We start from the raw sequence: 19124 nt of genomic DNA on the forward strand, positions 1-19124 counted from the left end.
GGCCCGGGCCTCCCTCACGAAGCCCAGGCCTTCCCTCATCCGGCAGCGCCCGTCACGCCGCCACCGGAACCTCCGGCGCGGCCCCGTTCGTCGCCGGGGACAGCGCCAGCTCCAGGACCTGGCGGACGTCCGTGACGGCATGGACATCGAGCTTGTCCAGGACCTCGGCCGGGACGTCGTCCAGGTCGGGCTCGTTGCGCTTCGGGATGACGACGGTGGTCACCCCTGCCCGGTGCGCGGCCAGCAGCTTCTGCTTCACGCCGCCGATCGGGAGGACCCGGCCGGTCAGCGAGACCTCGCCGGTCATCGCCACGTCCGTGCGGACCAGACGGCCCGACAGCAGCGACGCCAGTGCCGTCGTCATCGTGACGCCCGCGCTCGGGCCGTCCTTCGGGACCGCGCCCGCCGGGAAGTGGATGTGCACGCCCCGGTCCTTCAGGTCGGCCACGGGGAGTTCCAGCTCCGCCCCGTGCGAGCGGAGGAAGCTGAGCGCGATCTGCGCCGACTCCTTCATGACGTCGCCCAGTTGGCCCGTCAGGGTCAGGCCCGCCGCGCCCGTCTCCGGGTCGGCCAGCGACGCCTCGACGAACAGGACGTCACCGCCGGCTCCCGTGACCGCGAGGCCCGTCGCCACGCCCGGCACGGCTGTGCGGCGCTCCGCCGGGTCCTGTGCGGACTCGGGCACGTGGTGCGGCCGTCCGATCAGGCCGCGCAGGTCCTCGTCCCGGACGGTGAACGGCAGCTTCCGCTCGCCCAGTTCGTGCTGGGCCGCGACCTTGCGCAGCAGCCGTGCGATGGACCGCTCCAGGTTGCGGACGCCCGCCTCGCGCGTGTACTCGCCGGCGAGCTTGCGCAGCGCGCTCTCGTCGAGGGTGACCTCGGGCTTCTCCAGACCCGCCCGCTCCAGTTGGCGCGGCAGCAGGTGGTCACGCGCGATGACGATCTTCTCGTCCTCGGTGTAGCCGTCGAGGCGGACCAGCTCCATACGGTCGAGCAGCGCCTCCGGGATGGCCTCCAGCACGTTGGCCGTGGCCAGGAAGACGACGTCCGACAGGTCCAGCTCCACCTCCAGGTAGTGGTCCCGGAAGGTGTGGTTCTGCGCCGGGTCCAGGACCTCCAGGAGGGCGGCCGCCGGGTCGCCCCGGAAGTCGGACCCCACCTTGTCGATCTCGTCGAGGAGCACCACCGGGTTCATGGACCCGGCCTCCTTGATGGCGCGGACGATCCGGCCGGGCAGCGCGCCGACGTACGTACGCCGGTGACCGCGGATCTCGGCCTCGTCGCGGACACCGCCGAGGGCGACCCGGACGAACTTCCGCCCCATGGCGTGCGCGACGGACTCACCGAGCGAGGTCTTGCCGACACCGGGCGGGCCGACGAGCGCCAGCACGGCACCTCCACGCCGCCCGCCGATGACACCCAGCCCGCGGTCGGTACGACGCTTGCGCACCGCCAGGTACTCGGTGATCCGCTCCTTCACGTCCTCCAGGCCTGCGTGCTCGGCGTCCAGGATCTCCTTGGCGCCCTGGATGTCGTACTGGTCCTCGGTCCGCTCGTTCCACGGCAGTTCGAGGACGGTGTCGAGCCAGGTGCGGATCCACGAGCCCTCGGGCGACTGGTCGCTGGACCGCTCCAGCTTGTCGACCTCCTTGAGGGCGGCCTCGCGGACCTTCTCGGGCAGGTCGGCGGCCTCGACGCGGGCACGGTAGTCGTCGGACTCCTCGCCCTCCGACTCACCGTTGAGTTCGCGCAGTTCCTTGCGTACGGCCTCCAGCTGGCGGCGGAGCAGGAACTCGCGCTGCTGCTTGTCGACGCCCTCCTGGACGTCCTTGGCGATGGTCTCGGCGACGTCCTGTTCGGCGAGGTGGTCGCGCAGTTGCTGGGTGGCGAGCTTGAGCCGGGCGACCGGGTCGGCGGTCTCCAGGAGCTCCACCTTCTGGTCGGTGGTCAGGAAGGGCGAGTAGCCGGAGTTGTCGGCAAGGGCGGACACGTCGTCGATGGCCTGGACCCGGTCGACCACCTGCCAGGCGCCGCGCTTGCGCAGCCAGGCCGTGGCAAGGGCCTTGTACTCCTTGACCAGTTCGGTGACCTGGCCGGGCAGCGGCTCGGGCACGCTCTCGTCGACACGGGTGCCCTCGACCCAGAGGGCGGCACCCGGGCCCGTGGTCCCCGCACCGATCTTCACCCTGCTCCGGCCGCGGATCAGCGCGCCCGGGTCACCGTCGGCCAGCCGGCCGACCTGCTCGATCGTGCCGAGCACGCCGGTGCTCGCGTAGGTCCCGTCCATGCGTGGCACCAGCAGAACCCTGGGCTTGCCGGGTTCCGAGCGCGCGGCGGCCTGGGCGGCCTCCACCGCGGCGCGCACATCGGCGTCATTGAGGTCCAGCGGAACCACCATCCCGGGCAGCACGACCTCGTCGTCGAGCGGCAGCACAGGCAGGGTGAGCGGTGTGGACGTCGAAGCCATGATCTCCCCTTCGGCAGTCAAGTTGAGCTATGCCGACTCAATGCACGGGAGCCTCTGGATGTTCCCCGGGTTGCGTTCGCTGTGAGCGATCACGCTCCGAGTGCCCTCTGACCAGGCATGTCACTCCCACACCCTCGGTCGTCCCTGCGGGCCGTACGTCCGACAACGCTCAACCTCTGCTGGACCTTCCCGGCACTCGGTGGCCGACCCGGCGTCCTGCCGCGTCGCCGCGAAGGCCGGGTTCGCCCTGGAGGGCACCTGCGCGCGCGTGCGGGGCGACGAGTGAGGAGCGCTCCACGCGCGCGTGCAGACCCAAGGCCGGTCGGGGAAAACCGGTTGCCCCCGCCCGCCCCTCCCCCGACCGTCATCCGGTGACAGAGACAGCCACCACCGCCCCCCTTCTCGCCGCCTACGACGACCAGATGCGCGGTGCTCCCCCGAATCCGCCCGCGGGAGTGGCGTACGAACACGACGGGCCGCTGCTGCGGATCGTCGGGCAGTTCCGCGGGTTCGTCAGCGGGCCGCGCGACCTCGGCGTGGCGGGCGACGGGCTGGATGAACTGATCGCGCGGCAGCGGGACTTCTTCGCGGCGCGCGGTGAGGCGGTGGAGTGGAAGACCCGGGCCCACGACGTCCCGGCCGACCTCACCGAACGGCTGCGGGCGGCCGGGTTCGTGCCCGAGGAGCGGGAGACCGTACTGGTCGGACGCGCCGCCGAGATGGCCGTACGACAGCCGGTCCTGCCGGACGGTGTCGCGCTGCGCCGGGTGACGGCGGACGCGGACATGCGGCGGATCGCGGACATGGAGTCGGCCGTGTGGGACGACGACTGGAGCTGGCTCGCCGAGGACCTGATCGGCCGGGTGGCCGCCGCGCCGGACGAGATCGCCGTGTACGTCGCCGAGGCGGGCGGGGAGGTCGTCTGTGCCGCCTGGCTGGTCTTCCGCGCGGGCACGGGGTTCGCGAGCCTGTGGGGCGGCTCCACGCTCGCCGAGTGGCGCGGCAGGGGCATCTACCGGGCCCTGGTGGCCGAGCGGGCCCGGCTCGCCGCCGCCCGGAGCGTCACGTACCTGCACGTCGACGCCTCCGACGACAGCGCGCCCATCCTGCGCCGCCTGGGCTTCCACGCGGTCACCACGACCACGCCGTACGTCTGGACGCCACCGGCCGGCTGACCGGCCCGCCCAGGCCGACACAGCGCCGCAAGCCCGACGCCATGACCCCGTACCAGCGCTCGCACGGGAGTTGGCCGCGGCTCGGCGGCCCTAGGCGACCCCGGGCAAGCGGTTCGTAGCGAGCCGTGCCCGGTACCAGCGCCGCACCACCGGCCAGGTCCCGATGCCGATCGCGAACGCCGTCAGGTGCCCCCAGTCGGTCATCGGGTCCGTGAACGCCAGCAGACTCTGCATCAGCATCGCGCCGAACACCGCCAGCAGCGGCCAGCGCAGCCACGGGGTGAGGAGTCCGGCCAGGGCGCCCACCCCGGCGGCGACGCCGAAGCTGACGCCGTAGTCGAGGCGGTGCAGCGAGCTGTCGGGCAGGTGGCCGACCAGGACCGCGAGCCCTACGGGGACTTCGGTCGCGAGGGTGGCGAGGACGTGCCCGAGCAGGAAGACCCCGGCCGTGCGCAGCCCGCCGATCCGGCGCTCCAGTGCGGTGAGGACGAGCAGGAAACCGATCGCGAACGGCGAGAGGATCCCGCCCGCGATCCACAACGCGCTGGTCAGCAGCACCGGTACGGGCGTCTGCACCAGGTGCGCCACATCGGTGCTGGAGGCCTGGTGGAGGTCGTGCACGACGGCCGGGTCGGCGTACTCGGTGACGAGTGAGGTGACGGCGAGGACGACGCCGTAGCCGAAGGTGAACGGTGTCCCGGTGGGGGTGGGGAGCAGGCGCCAGGGGCGGGGGCGAACTTGGGGAGGCTCGACGGTGAGGGGCGCAACCGGCGGTCCGACCGGCATGGTCGCCGACGCCTCTCGCTGGCGCGGCATCCCGTCCAACAGCCCTGAGACATCCCGCATGCAGGCGTCGTAGCGCGGCGGGGGCACGTCCTGAGGGACGGGCGAATCGCTCGGCCCGGGCGCCGGCGAACCCGCCGTACCGTCCGTCTCAGTCCGTTCCACGGTGAGGCGCTCCTTCCGTTTCACCCAGCCTCCGTGGCCCGTACAGCCGCTGTCTGTGACGGGCGCCACCAGAGTGCCGATTCACAGTCACTTCTCAAGGACGTGCGGCCACTTCGCGCCCGGCCATGGCGAAGCCCCCGTGGCCGAGGACCCACGGTCGCCGTCCGAGGCGATTCCACCGGACCGTCCTTCTCCCACCTGCAAGAATGGGCCGATGTCCACCTCGTACGACATTCCCCAGATCCTGGACCGGCGCGAGGGCCCGCACGGCGAGGTCGTGCTGCGACGGCACGGCGAGTTGCTGCAGATCATCGCCAACGGCTGCTTCCTGATGGACACCTCCGACGGCCGCTCGGAGCGGCGGCTCGTGGACGCGGCACTGGACGCGCTCGGGGGTCGCGGTCGGCCGAGCGTGCTCATCGGCGGTCTCGGCGTCGGGTTCTCGCTCGCACACGCCGCGGCCGATCCCCGTTGGGGCCGGATCACCGTGGTCGAGCGAGAGCGCGCCATCATCGACTGGCACCGCGCCGGGCCGCTGTCCGCGCTGTCGGCGCGGGCCCTCGCCGATCCGCGCACCGACATTGTGGAAACCGATCTTGTCGCTTTCGTCAATGAGACATGCGACACGTTCGACGCGCTGTGCCTGGACATCGACAACGGCCCCGGCTGGACGGTCACCGAGGGCAACGGCGGGCTGTACTCCGAGGCCGGACTGGCAAGCTGCGCAAGGGTGTTGAGGCCAGGAGGGGTACTCGCCGTGTGGTCCGCCCAGCCCTCTCCGGAATTTGAAGGATCCCTACGGAATGCCGGGTTCCAACGGGTGCGTACCGAAGAGATCCCGGTTGCCCGGGGCGTTCCGGACGTCGTGCACCTTGCCGTCCGACCTGGATAGCAAAGCCACGGTGACTCCCCGTACTCTGCTTCCCTGACGCCGATCATTCAAGCGTCAAGCGCAGTCATGCGCAGACAAGGGATCACCCCACTGGTTCCGGAATTGCACACCTCAGGGGCGGGCGATGGAGCAGACACACACCTCCCACAACGGCACGGCGACGACCCCGGGCGCACAGCGACGGGTGCTTGTCGTCGAAGACGATCCGACGATCGTGGACGCCATCGCGACCCGCCTGCGCGCCGAGGGATTCCTCGTGCAAACGGCGGGCGACGGTCCGTCCGCGGTGGACACCGCCGAGGCCTGGCAGCCCGATCTGCTGATCCTCGACATCATGCTGCCCGGCTTCGACGGTCTGGAGGTCTGCCGGCGCGTGCAGGCATCCCGGCCGGTGCCGGTGATGATGCTCACCGCGCGGGACGACGAGACCGACATGCTGGTCGGGCTCGGCGTCGGCGCCGACGACTACATGACCAAGCCCTTCTCCATGCGGGAGCTGGCCGCGCGCGTGCACGTCCTGCTGCGCCGGGTGGAGCGGGCCGCGATCGCGGCGTCGACCCCGCGCAGCGGCATCCTGCGGCTCGGCGAGCTGGAGATCGACCACGCGCAGCGCCGGGTGCGGGTGCGCTCCGAGGACGTCCACCTGACGCCCACGGAGTTCGACCTCCTGGTGTGCCTGGCGAACACCCCGCGCGCGGTGCTCTCCCGTGAGCAGCTGCTGGCCGAGGTGTGGGACTGGGCGGACGCCTCCGGCACCCGCACGGTCGACAGCCACATCAAGGCGCTGCGGCGGAAGATCGGCGCCGAGCGGATCCGCACGGTGCACGGCGTGGGCTACGCCCTGGAGACGCCGACGCCATGAGCGACGGGCCGGCCGCACCAAGACGCCCCGGGGAGCCCTGGGGCGGCGTACGCCCGTTCTCGATCAAGACCAAGCTGGGCGCTCTGGTCGTCATCTCGGTGCTGATCACCACGGGTCTGCTGATGATCGCGGTGCAGACCAAGACGGAGCTGCGCTTCATCACGGTCTTCTCGATGATCGCCACACTGTTGATCACGCAGTTCGTGGCGCACTCGCTCACCTCCCCGCTGGACGAGATGAACGCGGTGGCCCGCTCGATCTCGCACGGCGACTACAGCCGTCGGGTGCGGGAGAACCGCCGGGACGAGCTGGGCGACCTGGCCCAGACGATCAACCGCATGGCGGACGACCTGGAGGCCCAGGAGAGGCAGCGCAAGGAGCTCGTGGCGAATGTCTCGCACGAGCTGCGTACGCCCATCGCGGGCCTGCGTGCCGTCCTGGAGAACATCGTCGACGGCGTCACGCAGGCCGACCCGGAGACGATGCGGACGGCCCTGAAGCAGACGGAGCGGCTGGGTCGTCTCGTGGAGACGCTCCTCGACCTGTCCAGGCTGGACAACGGGGTCGTACCGCTGCGCAAGCGGCGGTTCGAGGTGTGGCCGTACCTGTCGGGGGTGCTGAAGGAGGCCAACATGGTCGCCTCCGCGCGCGCGGGCATCGCCTCCGGATCGGGCAGCCACACGCGGACGGACGTCCATCTGCACCTCGACGTGTCCCCGCCGGAGCTGACCGCGCACGCGGACCCGGAGCGGATCCACCAGGTCGTGGCGAATCTCATCGACAACGCGGTCAAGCACAGTCCGCCGCATGGCCGGGTCACGGTCAAGGCGCGGCGCGGGGGCGGTTCCGAGTCGCTCGAGCTGGAGGTTCTCGACGAGGGCCCCGGCATTCCGCGGTCGGAGTGGCACCGGGTCTTCGAGCGGTTCAACCGCGGCAGCGTCAACCGGCCGCACGGTCCCGGCAGCGACGGCGGCACGGGTCTCGGCCTGGCGATCGCCCGCTGGGCGGTGGATCTGCACGGCGGCCGGATCGGAGTGGCCGAATCCGAGCGGGGCTGCCGGATCCTTGTCACCCTTCCGGGACTTCCCTCTCTGCCAAGTTGACGTAAAGTTCGAAGCGGAGCCACAAGATCCACGGTCGTTCCGTGCTGACGGACACGTGTGATCAGGCACAGGCCCGCGCCGTCGTCGCGCTGAGGCCGGCTCAGCCCATCCCGGATGAAGCGGAACCCCGCTTGTTTCCCGCCATTTCCACCCCTGAAACTCGCTGTTTGATGTGACTTACACGACGATGGACGGGCCTGGCCTGACCTTCTCGGTCTTGGAGGCGTAGCCTTTATTCCCGCTGTCCATCACCTTGTGAAGCGGAAGAGGGCGGTTGCCGCCGTGTCGCCACAGTCCCCCAGTAACTCGAGCATCTCCACCGACGGAGACCAAGCGGGTAAGAACCCCGCAGCGGCCTTCGGCCCGAACGAGTGGCTCGTCGACGAGATCTATCAGCAGTACCTCCAGGACCCCAATTCGGTAGACCGAGCCTGGTGGGACTTCTTCGCCGACTACAAGCCGGGGGCGGCTGCCGCCTCGGCTCCGGCGGGTACTGCGGCCGCGGGGGCCGCAGAGACCACCACCACGGCCCGCCCCGCGCCTGCCGCCCCGCCGGCGCAGGCCCAGGCGCCCGCCCAGGCTCCGGCCGCGGCCGCCCCGGCTCCCGCGGCCCCGAAGCCCGCGGCAGCCGCTCCTGCGCCCGCACAGGCCGCCGCGCCGGCCAAGGCTCCGGCTCCGGCCGCGAAGCCGGCCGCCGCGGCCCCGAAGGCAGCGCCCGCCGCCGCCTCCGCCGAGGGCCCGGAGTTCGTGACGCTGCGCGGCCCGGCCGCCGCGGTCGCCAAGAACATGAACGCCTCCCTGGAGCTGCCCACGGCCACGTCCGTGCGCGCGGTCCCGGTGAAGCTGCTGTTCGACAACCGCATCGTCATCAACAACCACCTCAAGCGCGCCCGGGGCGGGAAGATCTCCTTCACGCACCTGATCGGCTTCGCGATGGTGCAGGCCATCAAGGCCATGCCGTCGATGAACTGGCACTTCGCGGAGAAGGACGGGAAGCCCACCCTCGTCAAGCCGCCGCACGTCAACTTCGGCCTGGCCATCGACCTGGTGAAGCCCAACGGCGACCGCCAGCTCGTCGTCGCCGGCATCAAGAAGGCCGAGACGCTGAACTTCTTCGAGTTCTGGCAGGCCTACGAGGACATCGTCCGCCGCGCCCGCGACGGCAAGCTGACGATGGACGACTTCACCGGTGTCACGGTCTCGCTGACCAACCCCGGCGGCCTCGGCACCGTCCACTCCGTGCCGCGCCTGATGCCCGGCCAGTCGGTCATCATGGGCGTCGGCTCGATGGACTACCCGGCGGAGTTCCAGGGCACCTCCCAGGACACCCTGAACAAGCTCGGCATCTCGAAGGTCATGACGCTCACGTCGACCTACGACCACCGGGTGATCCAGGGCGCCGCGTCCGGCGAGTTCCTGCGGATCGTCGCGAACCTCCTCCTCGGCGAGAACGGCTTCTACGACGAGATCTTCGAGTCGCTGCGCATCCCCTACGAGCCGGTCCGCTGGCTCAAGGACATCGACGCCAGCCACGACGACGACGTCACCAAGGCCGCCCGCGTCTTCGAGCTGATCCACTCCTACCGGGTCCGCGGCCACGTCATGGCCGACACCGACCCGCTGGAGTACCGCCAGCGCAAGCACCCCGACCTGGACATCACCGAGCACGGCCTCACCCTGTGGGACCTGGAGCGCGAGTTCGCGGTCGGCGGCTTCTCCGGCAAGTCGATGATGAAGCTGCGCGACATCCTGGGCGTGCTGCGTGACTCTTACTGCCGCACCACCGGCGTCGAGTTCATGCACATCCAGGACCCGAAGCAGCGCAAGTGGATCCAGGACCGCATCGAGCGCCCGCACAGCAAGCCGGAGCGCGAGGAGCAGCTGCGCATCCTGCGGCGCCTGAACGCGGCGGAGGCCTTCGAGACCTTCCTGCAGACGAAGTACGTCGGCCAGAAGCGCTTCTCCCTGGAGGGCGGCGAGTCCGTCATCCCGCTGCTGGACGCGGTGCTGGACTCGGCCGCCGAGTCCCGCCTGGACGAGGTCGTCATCGGCATGGCCCACCGCGGCCGCCTGAACGTGCTCGCCAACATCGTCGGCAAGTCGTACGCGCAGATCTTCCGCGAGTTCGAGGGCAACCTCGACCCGAAGTCGATGCACGGCTCCGGCGACGTGAAGTACCACCTGGGCGCCGAGGGCACCTTCACCGGTCTCGACGGCGAGCAGATCAAGGTCTCGCTGGCCGCGAACCCCTCCCACCTGGAGGCGGTCGACCCGGTCCTGGAGGGCATCGCCCGCGCCAAGCAGGACATCATCAACAAGGGCGGCACGGACTTCACGGTCCTGCCGGTGGCCCTGCACGGTGACGCGGCCTTCGCGGGCCAGGGCGTGGTCGCCGAGACCCTGAACATGTCGCAGCTGCGCGGTTACCGCACCGGCGGCACGGTTCACATCGTCATCAACAACCAGGTCGGCTTCACCGCCGCGCCGGAGTCGGCCCGCTCCTCCATGTACGCCACCGACGTGGCCCGCATGATCGAGGCGCCGATCTTCCACGTGAACGGCGACGACCCGGAGGCCGTGGTCCGCGTGGCCCGCCTGGCCTTCGAGTTCCGCCAGGCGTTCAACAAGGACGTCGTGATCGACCTGATCTGCTACCGCCGCCGCGGTCACAACGAGTCGGACAACCCGGCCTTCACCCAGCCGCTGATGTACGACCTGATCGACAAGAAGCGCTCGGTGCGCAAGCTGTACACCGAGTCCCTCATCGGTCGCGGCGACATCACCCTGGAAGAGGCCGAGCAGGCCCTGCAGGACTACCAGGGCCAGCTGGAGAAGGTCTTCACCGAGGTCCGCGAGGCCACCGCGCAGCCGCTGTCGTCCGAGTCCGCCGAGCCGCAGCCGGAGTTCCCGGTCGCCGTGAACACCGCGATCTCCGCGGAGGTCGTCAAGCGGATCGCCGAGTCCCAGCTCAACGTCCCCGACCACATCACCGTCCACCCGCGTCTGCTGCCGCAGCTGCAGCGCCGGGCGACGATGGTCGAGGACGGCACCATCGACTGGGGCATGGGCGAGACCCTGGCGGTCGGCTCGCTCCTCCTGGAGGGCGTCCCGGTCCGCCTGGCCGGCCAGGACTCGCAGCGCGGCACCTTCGGTCAGCGCCACGCGGTGCTGATCGACCGTGCCACGGGCGACGAGTTCACGCCGCTGATGTACCTCGCCGAGGACCAGGCGCGCTACAACGTCTACAACTCGCTGCTCAGCGAGTACGCGGCGATGGGCTTCGAGTACGGCTACTCGCTGGCCCGCCCCGACGCGCTCGTGCTGTGGGAGGCGCAGTTCGGCGACTTCGTCAACGGCGCGCAGACGGTCGTGGACGAGTTCATCTCGTCGGCCGAGCAGAAGTGGGGCCAGACGTCCGGCGTCACCCTGCTCCTCCCGCACGGCTACGAGGGCCAGGGCCCGGACCACTCGTCCGCCCGCCCGGAGCGCTTCCTCCAGATGTGCGCCCAGAACAACATGACGGTCGCGATGCCCACGCTGCCGTCGAACTACTTCCACCTCCTGCGGTGGCAGGTGCACAACCCGCACCACAAGCCGCTGGTCGTCTTCACCCCGAAGTCGATGCTGCGCCTGAAGGCCGCGGCCTCGAAGGCGGAGGAGTTCACGACGGGCCAGTTCCGCCCGGTCATCGGCGACACGTCGGTCGACCCGGCCGCGGTCAAGAAGGTCGTCTTCTGCGCCGGCAAGGTCTACTACGACCTCGAGGCCGAGCGTCAGAAGCGCGGCGTCAAGGACACGGCGATCATCCGCCTCGAGCGTCTGTACCCCCTCCCGGGTGCCGAGGTCCAGGCCGAGATCGCCAAGTACCCGAACGCCGAGAAGTACCTCTGGACCCAGGAGGAGCCGGCCAACCAGGGCGCCTGGCCGTTCATCGCCCTCAACCTCATCGACCACCTCGACCTGGCGGTCGGCGCGGACGTCCCCCACGGGGAGCGCCTGCGCCGCATCTCCCGCCCGCACGGCTCCTCGCCGGCGGTCGGGTCCGCGAAGCGGCACCAGGCCGAGCAGGAGCAGTTGGTGCGTGAGGTGTTCGAGGCGTAACCGCTGTCGCAGGCCGTACGTGACCGGGCCGCACCCCCTTCTGGGGGGTGCGGCCCGGCCGTTTCCGCACACTTATCCTTGAGGCATGTACTTCACGGACCGTGGCATCGAAGAGCTGGAGAAACGGCGGGGCGAGGAGGAGGTCACCTTCGAGTGGCTCGCCGAGCAGCTGCGGACCTTCGTCGATCTGAACCCGGACTTCGAGGTGCCGGTGGAGCGGCTGGCGACGTGGCTGGCGCGGCTGGACGACGAGGACGACGAGTAGGACGAGCGGGCGAGTAAGTAGGACCGGTCTCGCTGGGGCGCCCTCGGCGCCCCTTTTTCGTGCTCTCAGTCGCGCGGGCGTGCCAGGTCGTACGTCAGTCCCAGCGCGCCGTGCGCCAGCAGGAGTGCCCCTGCCGTGATCCAGCCGGCGCTGCGGCGCCGTACGCCCCAGGCGGTGACCGGGAGGGCTGCCGTGAGCTGGGCGAGGGCCAGGAGGCGGGCTCGGGGGTCGCCCGACCAGGGCAGCCAGGGGCTGAGGCGGGGGTGGGTCACGGCGTCGATCTCCGTGCGGACCGCGGCGTGCAGGCCGGGCCACTCGACCGGGCGGGCGTCCGGCTGGGCGCGGGCGGCCTCATGGAGGCGGGCGACGGGTTCGCCGGGGATAAGGCCGGTGGGGAGGGCGACTCCCGCGCGCGTGAGGACGGCGAGCAGGGCGCCCAGCCGGGCGCGGGCGTCGGTCCTGGCCGCCGGTTTCGTGAGCTGGTCGAGGGACTGCACGTCGAGGACCGGATCCAGGCCGAGACGGGCGGCGAAGGTGCGCATGGCCTCGTCCTCGCCCGCGGGGGTGCCGTTGGCCAGCCAGACGTAGCCGACAGGGCGGCGGAAGCCGACGGCGAGGACGAAGCCGGCGCGGTCCGCGTCCCACCACAAGGCGAGTACGGGCCAGGAGGCGCCGACGGCGAGGGCGGTGGCCCAGCCGGTCAGGACGCGGTCGACGGGCTCGCCGCCATGCAGCCAGGGCCTGCCCTCGGGGACGAGGACGCTCCAGTCCTCGCCCGCGCGCGTGAGCAGCATGCGTTCGCGCAGCAGCTGGGCCGCGGGGGCGACGGAATCGGGCTGCGCCCGGCAGAGCAGCACGGCGCCGGGGGCGCGACCGGCGGGACCGGCCGGACCGGTTCGGGAGGCTTCCGTCGACATGCTCACACGCTAGGGCGATTCACCCTATTTGAGCATCATTTGATCGCTCACCATGACCCAAAGATCCCCGGAACGGGTGTCTTGACTTTCCCGAAGCGCGATATATCGTGAATAGCGGAAGACGCGATATGGCGCGTTGCTACGGGAGGTCTGATCCGATGTCCGAGTGGTCCGTCACCGAGCCCACGAAGCTCACCTTCGACGATCCCGTCACCACCCTCCGCGTCCGTATCGTCGACGGAACAGTGAACGTGGTGGGCACCGACGAAGGTTCCGCCCGCCTGGAAGTCTCCGAGATCGACGGCCCACCCCTGGTCGTGACCCAGGAGGGCGGCACACTCACCGTGGCGTACGACGACCTCCCCTGGAAGGGCTTCCTCAAGTGGCTCGACCGGAAGGGATGGCGGCGCAGTGCCGTCGTCTCCCTCGCCGTGCCGGCCGACACACATGTCGAGGTGGGTGTGATCAGCGCGGGAGCCGTCGTCTCCGGGCTGCGCGGGCCGTCCGTGGTGAAGGGGGTCTCCGGCGACACGACACTCGTCGGGCTCTCCGGCCCGGTCCGCGCCGACACGGTCGCCGGGAACCTGGAGGCCCAGGCCGTCACCGGCGACCTCCGGTTCAACTCCGTCTCCGGCGACCTGACCGTCGTCGACGGCTCGGGCAGCGCCGTGCGGGCCGACTCGGTCAGTGGCTCCATGATCGTCGACCTCGACCCCGGCGGCCCCACCGACGTCCGGCTGACCAGCATCTCGGGCGAGATCGCCATCCGGCTCCCCCAGCCGGCCGACACCGAGGTCGAGGCCAACACGGCGAGCGGGACCATCTCCAACGCCTTCGACGGCCTCCGGGTGCACGGCCAGTGGGGCGCCCACAAGATCACCGGCCGCCTCGGCCCGGGCAACGGCAAGCTGCGGGCCACCACCATCTCCGGCTCGATCGCCCTCCTGCGCAGGCCACCCCGGGAGGACGAACCGTGGGACGACGCCATGGACTCCGACGCCATGGACTCCGGCGCCGACGACCCGGCGGACAGCCCGCAGAGCGGCTCGGGGGACAATTCCGTTTCCGGCCCGGGCGACGGCTCGACCAACGCCCCGGCCGACGGTACGACCGACAAGAAGGTGCTCTGACATGTCCCCCGTCTTCGCGCACGGCCGCCTCCGCCTCTACCTGCTGAAGCTGCTGGACGAGGCCCCGCGCCACGGCTACGAGGTGATCCGCCTCCTGGAGGAGCGCTTCCAGGGCCTGTACGCCCCCTCGGCGGGCACTGTCTACCCCCGTCTGTCAAAGCTGGAGGCCGAGGGCCTGGTCACCCACACCACCGAGGGCGGCCGCAAGGTGTACGCCATCACGGACGCGGGCCGCGCCGAGCTGGCCGACCGCAGCGGTGAACTGGCCGACCTGGAACTGGAGATCCGCGAGTCGGTCGCGGAACTCGCCGCCGAGATCCGGGCCGACGTGCGCGGCGCGGCGGGTGATCTGCGGCGCGAGATGCGGGCGGCGGCCTCCGAGGCCCGGCGGAGCACCGGGCCCGGCGGCACCGGCACCAAGGCCGGCGACCGCGAACAGGGCGGCTCCTTCGGCGACTTCGGCGAGTACACCGACAAGGAGGCGTGGCGCGCCGCCAAGGAGGAGATGCGCCGCGTCAAGCAGGAGTGGAAGGAGCAGGCCCGGCGCGCCAAGGACGAGAGCCGGCGGGCGCGGGAGGAGGCCCAGCGGGCCCGACACCAGGCCAAGGAGGCGCAGGAGCGGGCCCGGGAACAGGCACAGGAGGAAGTGCAGCGCATCGCCCGCCGGGTCCAGGAGCAGGTGCAGGACCACTTCGCACGCGGCGACTGGCCGACGGGCGTACGGGAGGGCCTGACCGAACTGGCCAAGGAGTTCGGCGAGCTCGGAAAGGACTACGGCAAGGAGTTCGGGAAGGACTTCGGCTTCGGCTTCGCACGGGGCAACGGCGACGCGGAGAAGACGGCGCCCGCACCCGAGTACTCACACACCCCGCAGGACTTCCCGGCCGAGTACGAGCCGACGTGGGCCCATGAGGACCCCACCGGCGACCCGGCCCGCGACCTGGACCGCCTGCTCGACCGCTTCCGGGACGACATCCGCGACACCGCCCGGGACCACGGAGTCACACCCGACCAACTCCGCGACGCCCGCCGTCACCTGTCGACAGCGGCGGCACACATCGGGGCGCTGCTGCGCACGCCGAAGCCATGAGCGACACACCGACGGTGGTGCGGCAGAGCCAGTGGCTCAGCCGCACCGCCAGAGCCACCACCTAGGCCCGCTCAGCCGGCCTTCGCCTCCCCGCCCCCGTACAGCACCCGCGTCACCGTCTCGTACGTCACGCCGTGATCGGCGAGGACCTCCGCGGGCACGCCGGGTCGGGCCGTCAGGGCCAGCAGGATGTGCTCGTCGCCGACATGGCGGTCGCGGCGGGCGAGGGCGATGCGCAGGGACCTCTCCAGGACCTCCTTGGCGTCCCGGCCGAAGGTGCGGCGCCCCGACCACCAGCCCTTGCCCTTGCGGTCGCCGGACATCGCTCCGACGCCGTGCACCTCCTCCACCCGGGCGACGATCTCGGAGACGTCGATGCCCAGTCCCGCAAGAGCGTCGGCGTCGGCCTGGGAGAGGCCCGCGCGTCGCCGCGCCTCGCTCAGGGAGGACCGTACGGACTCCTTGCGGTCGGTGAGTCCGAGTGCCGCCAGACCGAAGGAGGCGCGGGAGGCCTTCCGGTCCAGCAGGGCGAGCAGCATGTGCTCCGCCTCGACGGCTTGTGCGCCCGCCCCCTCGGCGTAGTCGACCGCGCCGCGCACCACGTCCCGGGCGTCCTTCGTGAACCGTTCGAACATCAATGCCTCCCGTACTTCTTGTGCACGGCCTGCCTGCTCACACCGAGTTCCGCGGCGATCTCCTGCCACGACCAGCCCTGATTGCGCGCACTGCGCACCTGCACCGCTTCCAACTGCTCCAGCAGCCTGCGTAGCGCCGCGACGGCCCGCAGGCCGATCCGGGGGTCCCGGTCGCCCGCGCGCTCGGCGAGATCCGTTGCTTCGGTCATGACGTCAACTTACGTTGACATCACGCGCCCGTCAACCGGAGTTGACATGCCAAACGGCCGGCCCGGAAACCGGACCGGCCGTCAGAAACACAAGAACTACTAGCCGTTCGTAAGGACGATCTTCCCGAACTGCTCCCCGGACTCCAGCCGTTCGAAGCCTTCGCGGGCCCGGTCGAGCGGGAACGCCTCGTCGATGACGGGACGTACGCCGGTGGCGGCGCAGAAGGAGAGAAGATCCTCCAGCTCGTCCTTGGTACCCATCGTGGAGCCGACGACCTTGAGTTCCAGGAAGAAGATCCGGGTCAGCTCGGCGTGCGAGGGACGGTCACCGCTCGTCGCACCGGAGATGACGAGCGTGCCGCCCGGCCGCAGCGACTTCACCGAGTGCGACCAGGTGGCCGCGCCGACGGTCTCGATCACGGCGTCGACCCGCTGCGGCAGTCGCGCCCCCGGCTCCACCGCCTCCACGGCCCCCAGCTCGACGGCCCGCTTCCGCTTCGCCTCGTCCCGGCTGGTCGCGAAGACCCGCAGCCCCGCCGCCTTGCCGAGCACGATGGCGGCCGTGGCGACACCGCCGCCGGCGCCCTGCACGAGCACGGAGTCACCGGGCCGGACCCCCGCGTTCGTGAACAGCATCCGGTACGCCGTCAGCCACGCCGTGGGCAGACAGGCGGCCTCCTCGAAGGAGAGCTCCTTGGGCTTGGGCAGCAGGTTCCACGTCGGTACGGCGACCTGCTCGGCGAACGTGCCCTGGTAGCGCTCGGTGAGGATGGAGCGGGGCTCCTTCGGGCCGACGCCGTGGCCGCTCTGGCCGATGACGGAGTGCAGGACGACCTCGTTGCCGTCCTGGTCGACGCCGGCGGCGTCACAGCCGAGGATCATTGGCAGCTTGTCCTCCGCGAGGCCCACGCCTCGCAGGGACCAGAGGTCATGGTGATTGAGGGAGGCGGCCCTGACGTCGACGACGCTCCAGCCGGGGCGGGGTTCAGGAGCCGGGCGCTCCCCCAACTCCAGACCGGAGAGCGGCCGGTCGCGGTCGATTCGGGCGGCGTAGACAGCGAACATGACCTTGACGATAGGGCTGCGGGCGTGCGGGCGGAACCGCCGACCCCTGTGACACACACCCTCTTGTCAACCCACCCGGCATGCCTGCGGACCCCTGCTGGGGGCTCCGCCCCCAGCCCCCCGGCCTATGCCCACCCACCACCCGACTCGGTCGGCAGAGGAGCCACCGTCGTCATAGGAGCTCCACTCCCAGCAGGGTGAGCGGAGCGACCGTCGCCCTAGGGGCTCCGCCCCCAGCGGGTGAGCGTCGGCCTGGGGACTGGACTGCCCCAGGCGGGGTGGCTCGATGCGCCGAGAGGTGACGGTGGTCGGTCGCAAGGTGCACGCGCCCGCAGTCGCGTACGGCGGCAAGGGGCCGTGTCGGGGGGTGTCCGCCCGCAGCGGTTGGCGCGTCAACGCCGGTACCTCCCTGGCCGACCGATTCCGCGCCGTTCCGAGGACGGACACCCCCCGACACGGCCCCGACCCACCACCCAACGCAAGGCGCTACACGCACCCCGACCCCACCCGAACAGCCGGTCCCGCAGGTAAAAAATGGCCCCGCCCAACCGGACGGGGCCACACCGCACAGAACCTCAGCGCCGAGCCACGCCCTCCGCCCGAGCCGCCGCGGCCACAGCCGCCGTCACAGCCGGAGCAACCCGCTCGTCGAACGGCGACGGAATCACGTAGTCCGCGGCCAGGTCGTCGCCGACCACCGACGCCAGCGCCTCAGCCGCAGCGATCTTCATGCCCTCGGTGATCCGGGAGGCCCGCACCTGCAGCGCCCCCGCGAAGATCCCCGGGAACGCGAGCACGTTGTTGATCTGGTTCGGGAAGTCGGACCGGCCCGTCGCCACGACCGCCGCGTACTTGTGCGCGACATCGGGGTGGACCTCGGGATTCGGGTTCGCCATGGCGAAGACGAACGCACCCTTGGCCATGGAGGCGATCGCCGGCTCCGGCACCGTACCGCCGGACACGCCGACAAAGACGTCGGCGCCTTCCAGCGCGGCCTCCAGCGACCCGGTGATGCCCGCCTTGTTCGTGAACGAGGCCAGCTCCTGCTTGACCGAGGTCAGGTCGTCCCGGTCACCCGACACGATCCCCTTGCGGTCCGCCACCGCCACGTCCCCGATACCGGCCTCGACCAGCATCTTCGCGATCGCGACCCCGGCCGCACCGGCGCCCGAGATGACGACCCGCAGCTCACCGATACCCCGCCCGGTCAGCTTCGCCGCGTTCCGCAGCGCCGCCAGCGTCACGACGGCCGTACCGTGCTGGTCGTCATGGAAGACCGGGATGTCCAGCCGCTCCTGGAGCTTGCGCTCGATCTCGAAGCACCGCGGCGCCGAGATGTCCTCCAGGTTCACGCCGCCGAAGGACGGCGAGAGCCGGACCACGGTCTCGACGATCTCGTCGACTCCCGTGCAGTTCAGAGCGATCGGCACCGCGTCCACGCCGCCGAACTGCTTGAAGAGGATCGCCTTGCCCTCCATCACGGGGAGGGAGGCCTCGGGACCGATGTCGCCGAGTCCGAGCACCGCCGTACCGTCCGTCACGACGGCGACGACCGACGACTTCCACGTGTAGTCGTGGACGAGGTCGGGCTGCTCGGCGATCGCGCTGCACACTTTCGCGACGCCGGGCGTGTACGCCAGGGACAGGTCGTCCTTGTCGCGGACCGGCACGGTGGCCTGCACGGCCATCTTGCCGCCGCGGTGCAGCGCGAACGCCGGATCGATGGAATCGAGGGGCTCGGCCCCGCCTTCCTGCTCCGTACTGCTGTCGCTGCGAGGATTGACGATCTCCGCTGCCACTTTGTCTTACCCCTTAGGTCTTCATGGTTTGAGGGTGGCCACTCCTGGTTGAGAAGTGGGCGGGCACCGCGTACGGCCCTGGTAGTGCTGCACTTGCTGCCGCACCTGCGCTGCATCTGGTGCTGCACCCGCACGGGGTACGTACGAGCCATACGCGACGGGCGCGCCGCACACGCGCCCTGAGCCCCGGATGAGGGGTGTAAAGAACCTTCTTACCGGACGGACCGCACCGAGGACGAGTCCAATACGTGCAAGGTCACACGGCGGAATGCGGACATCCACTTACCGGCCACCTGCCCGCCACTCACCCGGTGACATGAATCATGGGACATACCGGCACAAGCTCTCAAGATCGGCTTGACGGGTACTTGAACGCCGCTCAACCCACTCCGACCTGCACCGGCCCGGCGCCCGCCTCCCGAGATGTACCGGAGATCTTGCGGCCGGAAGGGAGGATTCCCGCAGA

Annotated in this window: 15 protein-coding genes; 8 read left to right on the top strand and 7 right to left on the bottom strand. The window is 70.7% G+C overall.

Annotated elements, in window-relative coordinates:
* Positions 1–52 precede the first annotated feature (52 nt).
* Positions 53–2467: an endopeptidase La gene (lon, locus tag OG252_RS18165; RefSeq protein ID WP_266433874.1), complete on the bottom strand. Its 2415-nt coding sequence runs from the start codon at positions 2465–2467 to the stop codon at positions 53–55.
* Positions 2468–2889: 422 nt separating this feature from the next.
* Here lon and OG252_RS18170 point away from each other — a divergent pair, with 422 nt between their 5' ends.
* A complete protein-coding gene (locus tag OG252_RS18170) occupies positions 2890–3642 on the top strand; it encodes a GNAT family N-acetyltransferase (RefSeq protein WP_329345155.1) in 753 nt (250 codons plus the stop codon).
* A gap of 90 nt (positions 3643–3732) precedes the next feature.
* Here the strand turns inward: OG252_RS18170 and OG252_RS18175 are convergent, their stop codons facing one another.
* Positions 3733–4590 (bottom strand): rhomboid-like protein, encoded by an 858-nt coding sequence (locus OG252_RS18175; protein WP_443068411.1) that lies wholly within the window; start codon positions 4588–4590, stop codon positions 3733–3735.
* A 214-nt stretch (positions 4591–4804) separates the two neighbouring features.
* Here OG252_RS18175 and OG252_RS18180 point away from each other — a divergent pair, with 214 nt between their 5' ends.
* From OG252_RS18180 to OG252_RS18200, 5 genes are all read left to right on the top strand, one after another.
* On the top strand, positions 4805–5482 hold the full coding sequence (locus tag OG252_RS18180; protein WP_266433875.1) for a spermidine synthase: 678 nt from the start codon (positions 4805–4807) through the stop codon (positions 5480–5482).
* A gap of 124 nt (positions 5483–5606) precedes the next feature.
* Positions 5607–6344 carry a response regulator transcription factor gene (locus OG252_RS18185; RefSeq protein WP_217239405.1) on the top strand — a complete coding sequence of 246 codons (738 nt, stop codon included), beginning with the start codon at positions 5607–5609 and terminating at the stop codon, positions 6342–6344.
* Complete coding sequence (locus tag OG252_RS18190; RefSeq protein ID WP_329337271.1) at positions 6341–7447, top strand: HAMP domain-containing sensor histidine kinase; 1107 nt, start codon at positions 6341–6343, stop codon at positions 7445–7447. Before OG252_RS18185 ends, OG252_RS18190 begins: the two co-directional genes overlap by 4 nt.
* Before the next feature lie 282 nt (positions 7448–7729).
* Entirely contained in the window at positions 7730–11548 is a 3819-nt protein-coding gene (locus tag OG252_RS18195) for a multifunctional oxoglutarate decarboxylase/oxoglutarate dehydrogenase thiamine pyrophosphate-binding subunit/dihydrolipoyllysine-residue succinyltransferase subunit (RefSeq protein WP_266433878.1), read from the top strand.
* 85 nt (positions 11549–11633) lie between these two features.
* Complete coding sequence (locus OG252_RS18200; RefSeq protein ID WP_003992906.1) at positions 11634–11813, top strand: DUF6104 family protein; 180 nt, start codon at positions 11634–11636, stop codon at positions 11811–11813.
* A gap of 65 nt (positions 11814–11878) precedes the next feature.
* Here OG252_RS18200 and OG252_RS18205 read toward each other — a convergent pair whose 3' ends face one another.
* Positions 11879–12730, bottom strand: coding sequence for a hypothetical protein (locus OG252_RS18205; RefSeq protein WP_329337274.1), 852 nt, complete (start codon positions 12728–12730; stop codon positions 11879–11881).
* Between the two features lie 158 nt (positions 12731–12888).
* On the opposite strand from OG252_RS18205, the gene OG252_RS18210 reads away from it, so the two are divergent.
* Both OG252_RS18210 and OG252_RS18215 read left to right on the top strand, forming a co-directional pair.
* Positions 12889–13860 carry a DUF4097 family beta strand repeat-containing protein gene (locus OG252_RS18210; protein ID WP_266433885.1) on the top strand — a complete coding sequence of 324 codons (972 nt, stop codon included), beginning with the start codon at positions 12889–12891 and terminating at the stop codon, positions 13858–13860.
* Position 13861: 1 nt separating this feature from the next.
* A complete protein-coding gene (locus OG252_RS18215) occupies positions 13862–14950 on the top strand; it encodes a helix-turn-helix transcriptional regulator (protein WP_266433887.1) in 1089 nt (362 codons plus the stop codon).
* 71 nt (positions 14951–15021) lie between these two features.
* Here the strand turns inward: OG252_RS18215 and OG252_RS18220 are convergent, their stop codons facing one another.
* The 4 genes from OG252_RS18220 to OG252_RS18235 form a co-directional block, all read right to left on the bottom strand.
* Entirely contained in the window at positions 15022–15585 is a 564-nt protein-coding gene (locus tag OG252_RS18220) for a Clp protease N-terminal domain-containing protein (RefSeq protein WP_266433889.1), read from the bottom strand.
* Positions 15585–15794: a helix-turn-helix domain-containing protein gene (locus OG252_RS18225; RefSeq protein WP_067439455.1), complete on the bottom strand. Its 210-nt coding sequence runs from the start codon at positions 15792–15794 to the stop codon at positions 15585–15587. Before OG252_RS18225 ends, OG252_RS18220 begins: the two co-directional genes overlap by 1 nt.
* A 99-nt stretch (positions 15795–15893) precedes the next feature.
* Positions 15894–16859, bottom strand: coding sequence for a zinc-binding dehydrogenase (locus OG252_RS18230; protein WP_329337278.1), 966 nt, complete (start codon positions 16857–16859; stop codon positions 15894–15896).
* A gap of 575 nt (positions 16860–17434) precedes the next feature.
* The gene (locus tag OG252_RS18235; RefSeq protein WP_266433895.1) at positions 17435–18658 is read right to left on the bottom strand and encodes an NAD(P)-dependent malic enzyme; all 1224 of its coding nucleotides are present in this window, start codon (positions 18656–18658) and stop codon (positions 17435–17437) included.
* Positions 18659–19124: the final 466 nt, after the last annotated feature.

The organism is Streptomyces sp. NBC_01352, from assembly GCF_036237295.1.
Taxonomy (GTDB): Bacteria; Actinomycetota; Actinomycetes; order Streptomycetales; family Streptomycetaceae; genus Streptomyces; species Streptomyces plumbiresistens.

What these genes read in the sequence shown, in the direction of transcription:
- OG252_RS18215 (WP_266433887.1), top strand. Translation starts at nt 13,862, where the DNA reads ATGTCCCCCGTCTTCGCGCACGGCCGCCTCCGCCTCTACCTGCTGAAG.
- OG252_RS18180 (WP_266433875.1), top strand. Translation starts at nt 4,805, where the DNA reads ATGTCCACCTCGTACGACATTCCCCAGATCCTGGACCGGCGCGAGGGC.
- OG252_RS18185 (WP_217239405.1), top strand. Translation starts at nt 5,607, where the DNA reads ATGGAGCAGACACACACCTCCCACAACGGCACGGCGACGACCCCGGGC.
- OG252_RS18190 (WP_329337271.1), top strand. Translation starts at nt 6,341, where the DNA reads ATGAGCGACGGGCCGGCCGCACCAAGACGCCCCGGGGAGCCCTGGGGC.
- OG252_RS18170 (WP_329345155.1), top strand. Translation starts at nt 2,890, where the DNA reads ATGCGCGGTGCTCCCCCGAATCCGCCCGCGGGAGTGGCGTACGAACAC.
- OG252_RS18220 (WP_266433889.1), bottom strand. Translation starts at nt 15,585, where the DNA reads ATGTTCGAACGGTTCACGAAGGACGCCCGGGACGTGGTGCGCGGCGCG.
- OG252_RS18200 (WP_003992906.1), top strand. Translation starts at nt 11,634, where the DNA reads ATGTACTTCACGGACCGTGGCATCGAAGAGCTGGAGAAACGGCGGGGC.
- OG252_RS18225 (WP_067439455.1), bottom strand. Translation starts at nt 15,794, where the DNA reads ATGACCGAAGCAACGGATCTCGCCGAGCGCGCGGGCGACCGGGACCCC.
- OG252_RS18205 (WP_329337274.1), bottom strand. Translation starts at nt 12,730, where the DNA reads ATGTCGACGGAAGCCTCCCGAACCGGTCCGGCCGGTCCCGCCGGTCGC.
- OG252_RS18210 (WP_266433885.1), top strand. Translation starts at nt 12,889, where the DNA reads ATGTCCGAGTGGTCCGTCACCGAGCCCACGAAGCTCACCTTCGACGAT.
- lon (WP_266433874.1), bottom strand. Translation starts at nt 2,467, where the DNA reads ATGGCTTCGACGTCCACACCGCTCACCCTGCCTGTGCTGCCGCTCGAC.
- OG252_RS18230 (WP_329337278.1), bottom strand. Translation starts at nt 16,859, where the DNA reads ATGTTCGCTGTCTACGCCGCCCGAATCGACCGCGACCGGCCGCTCTCC.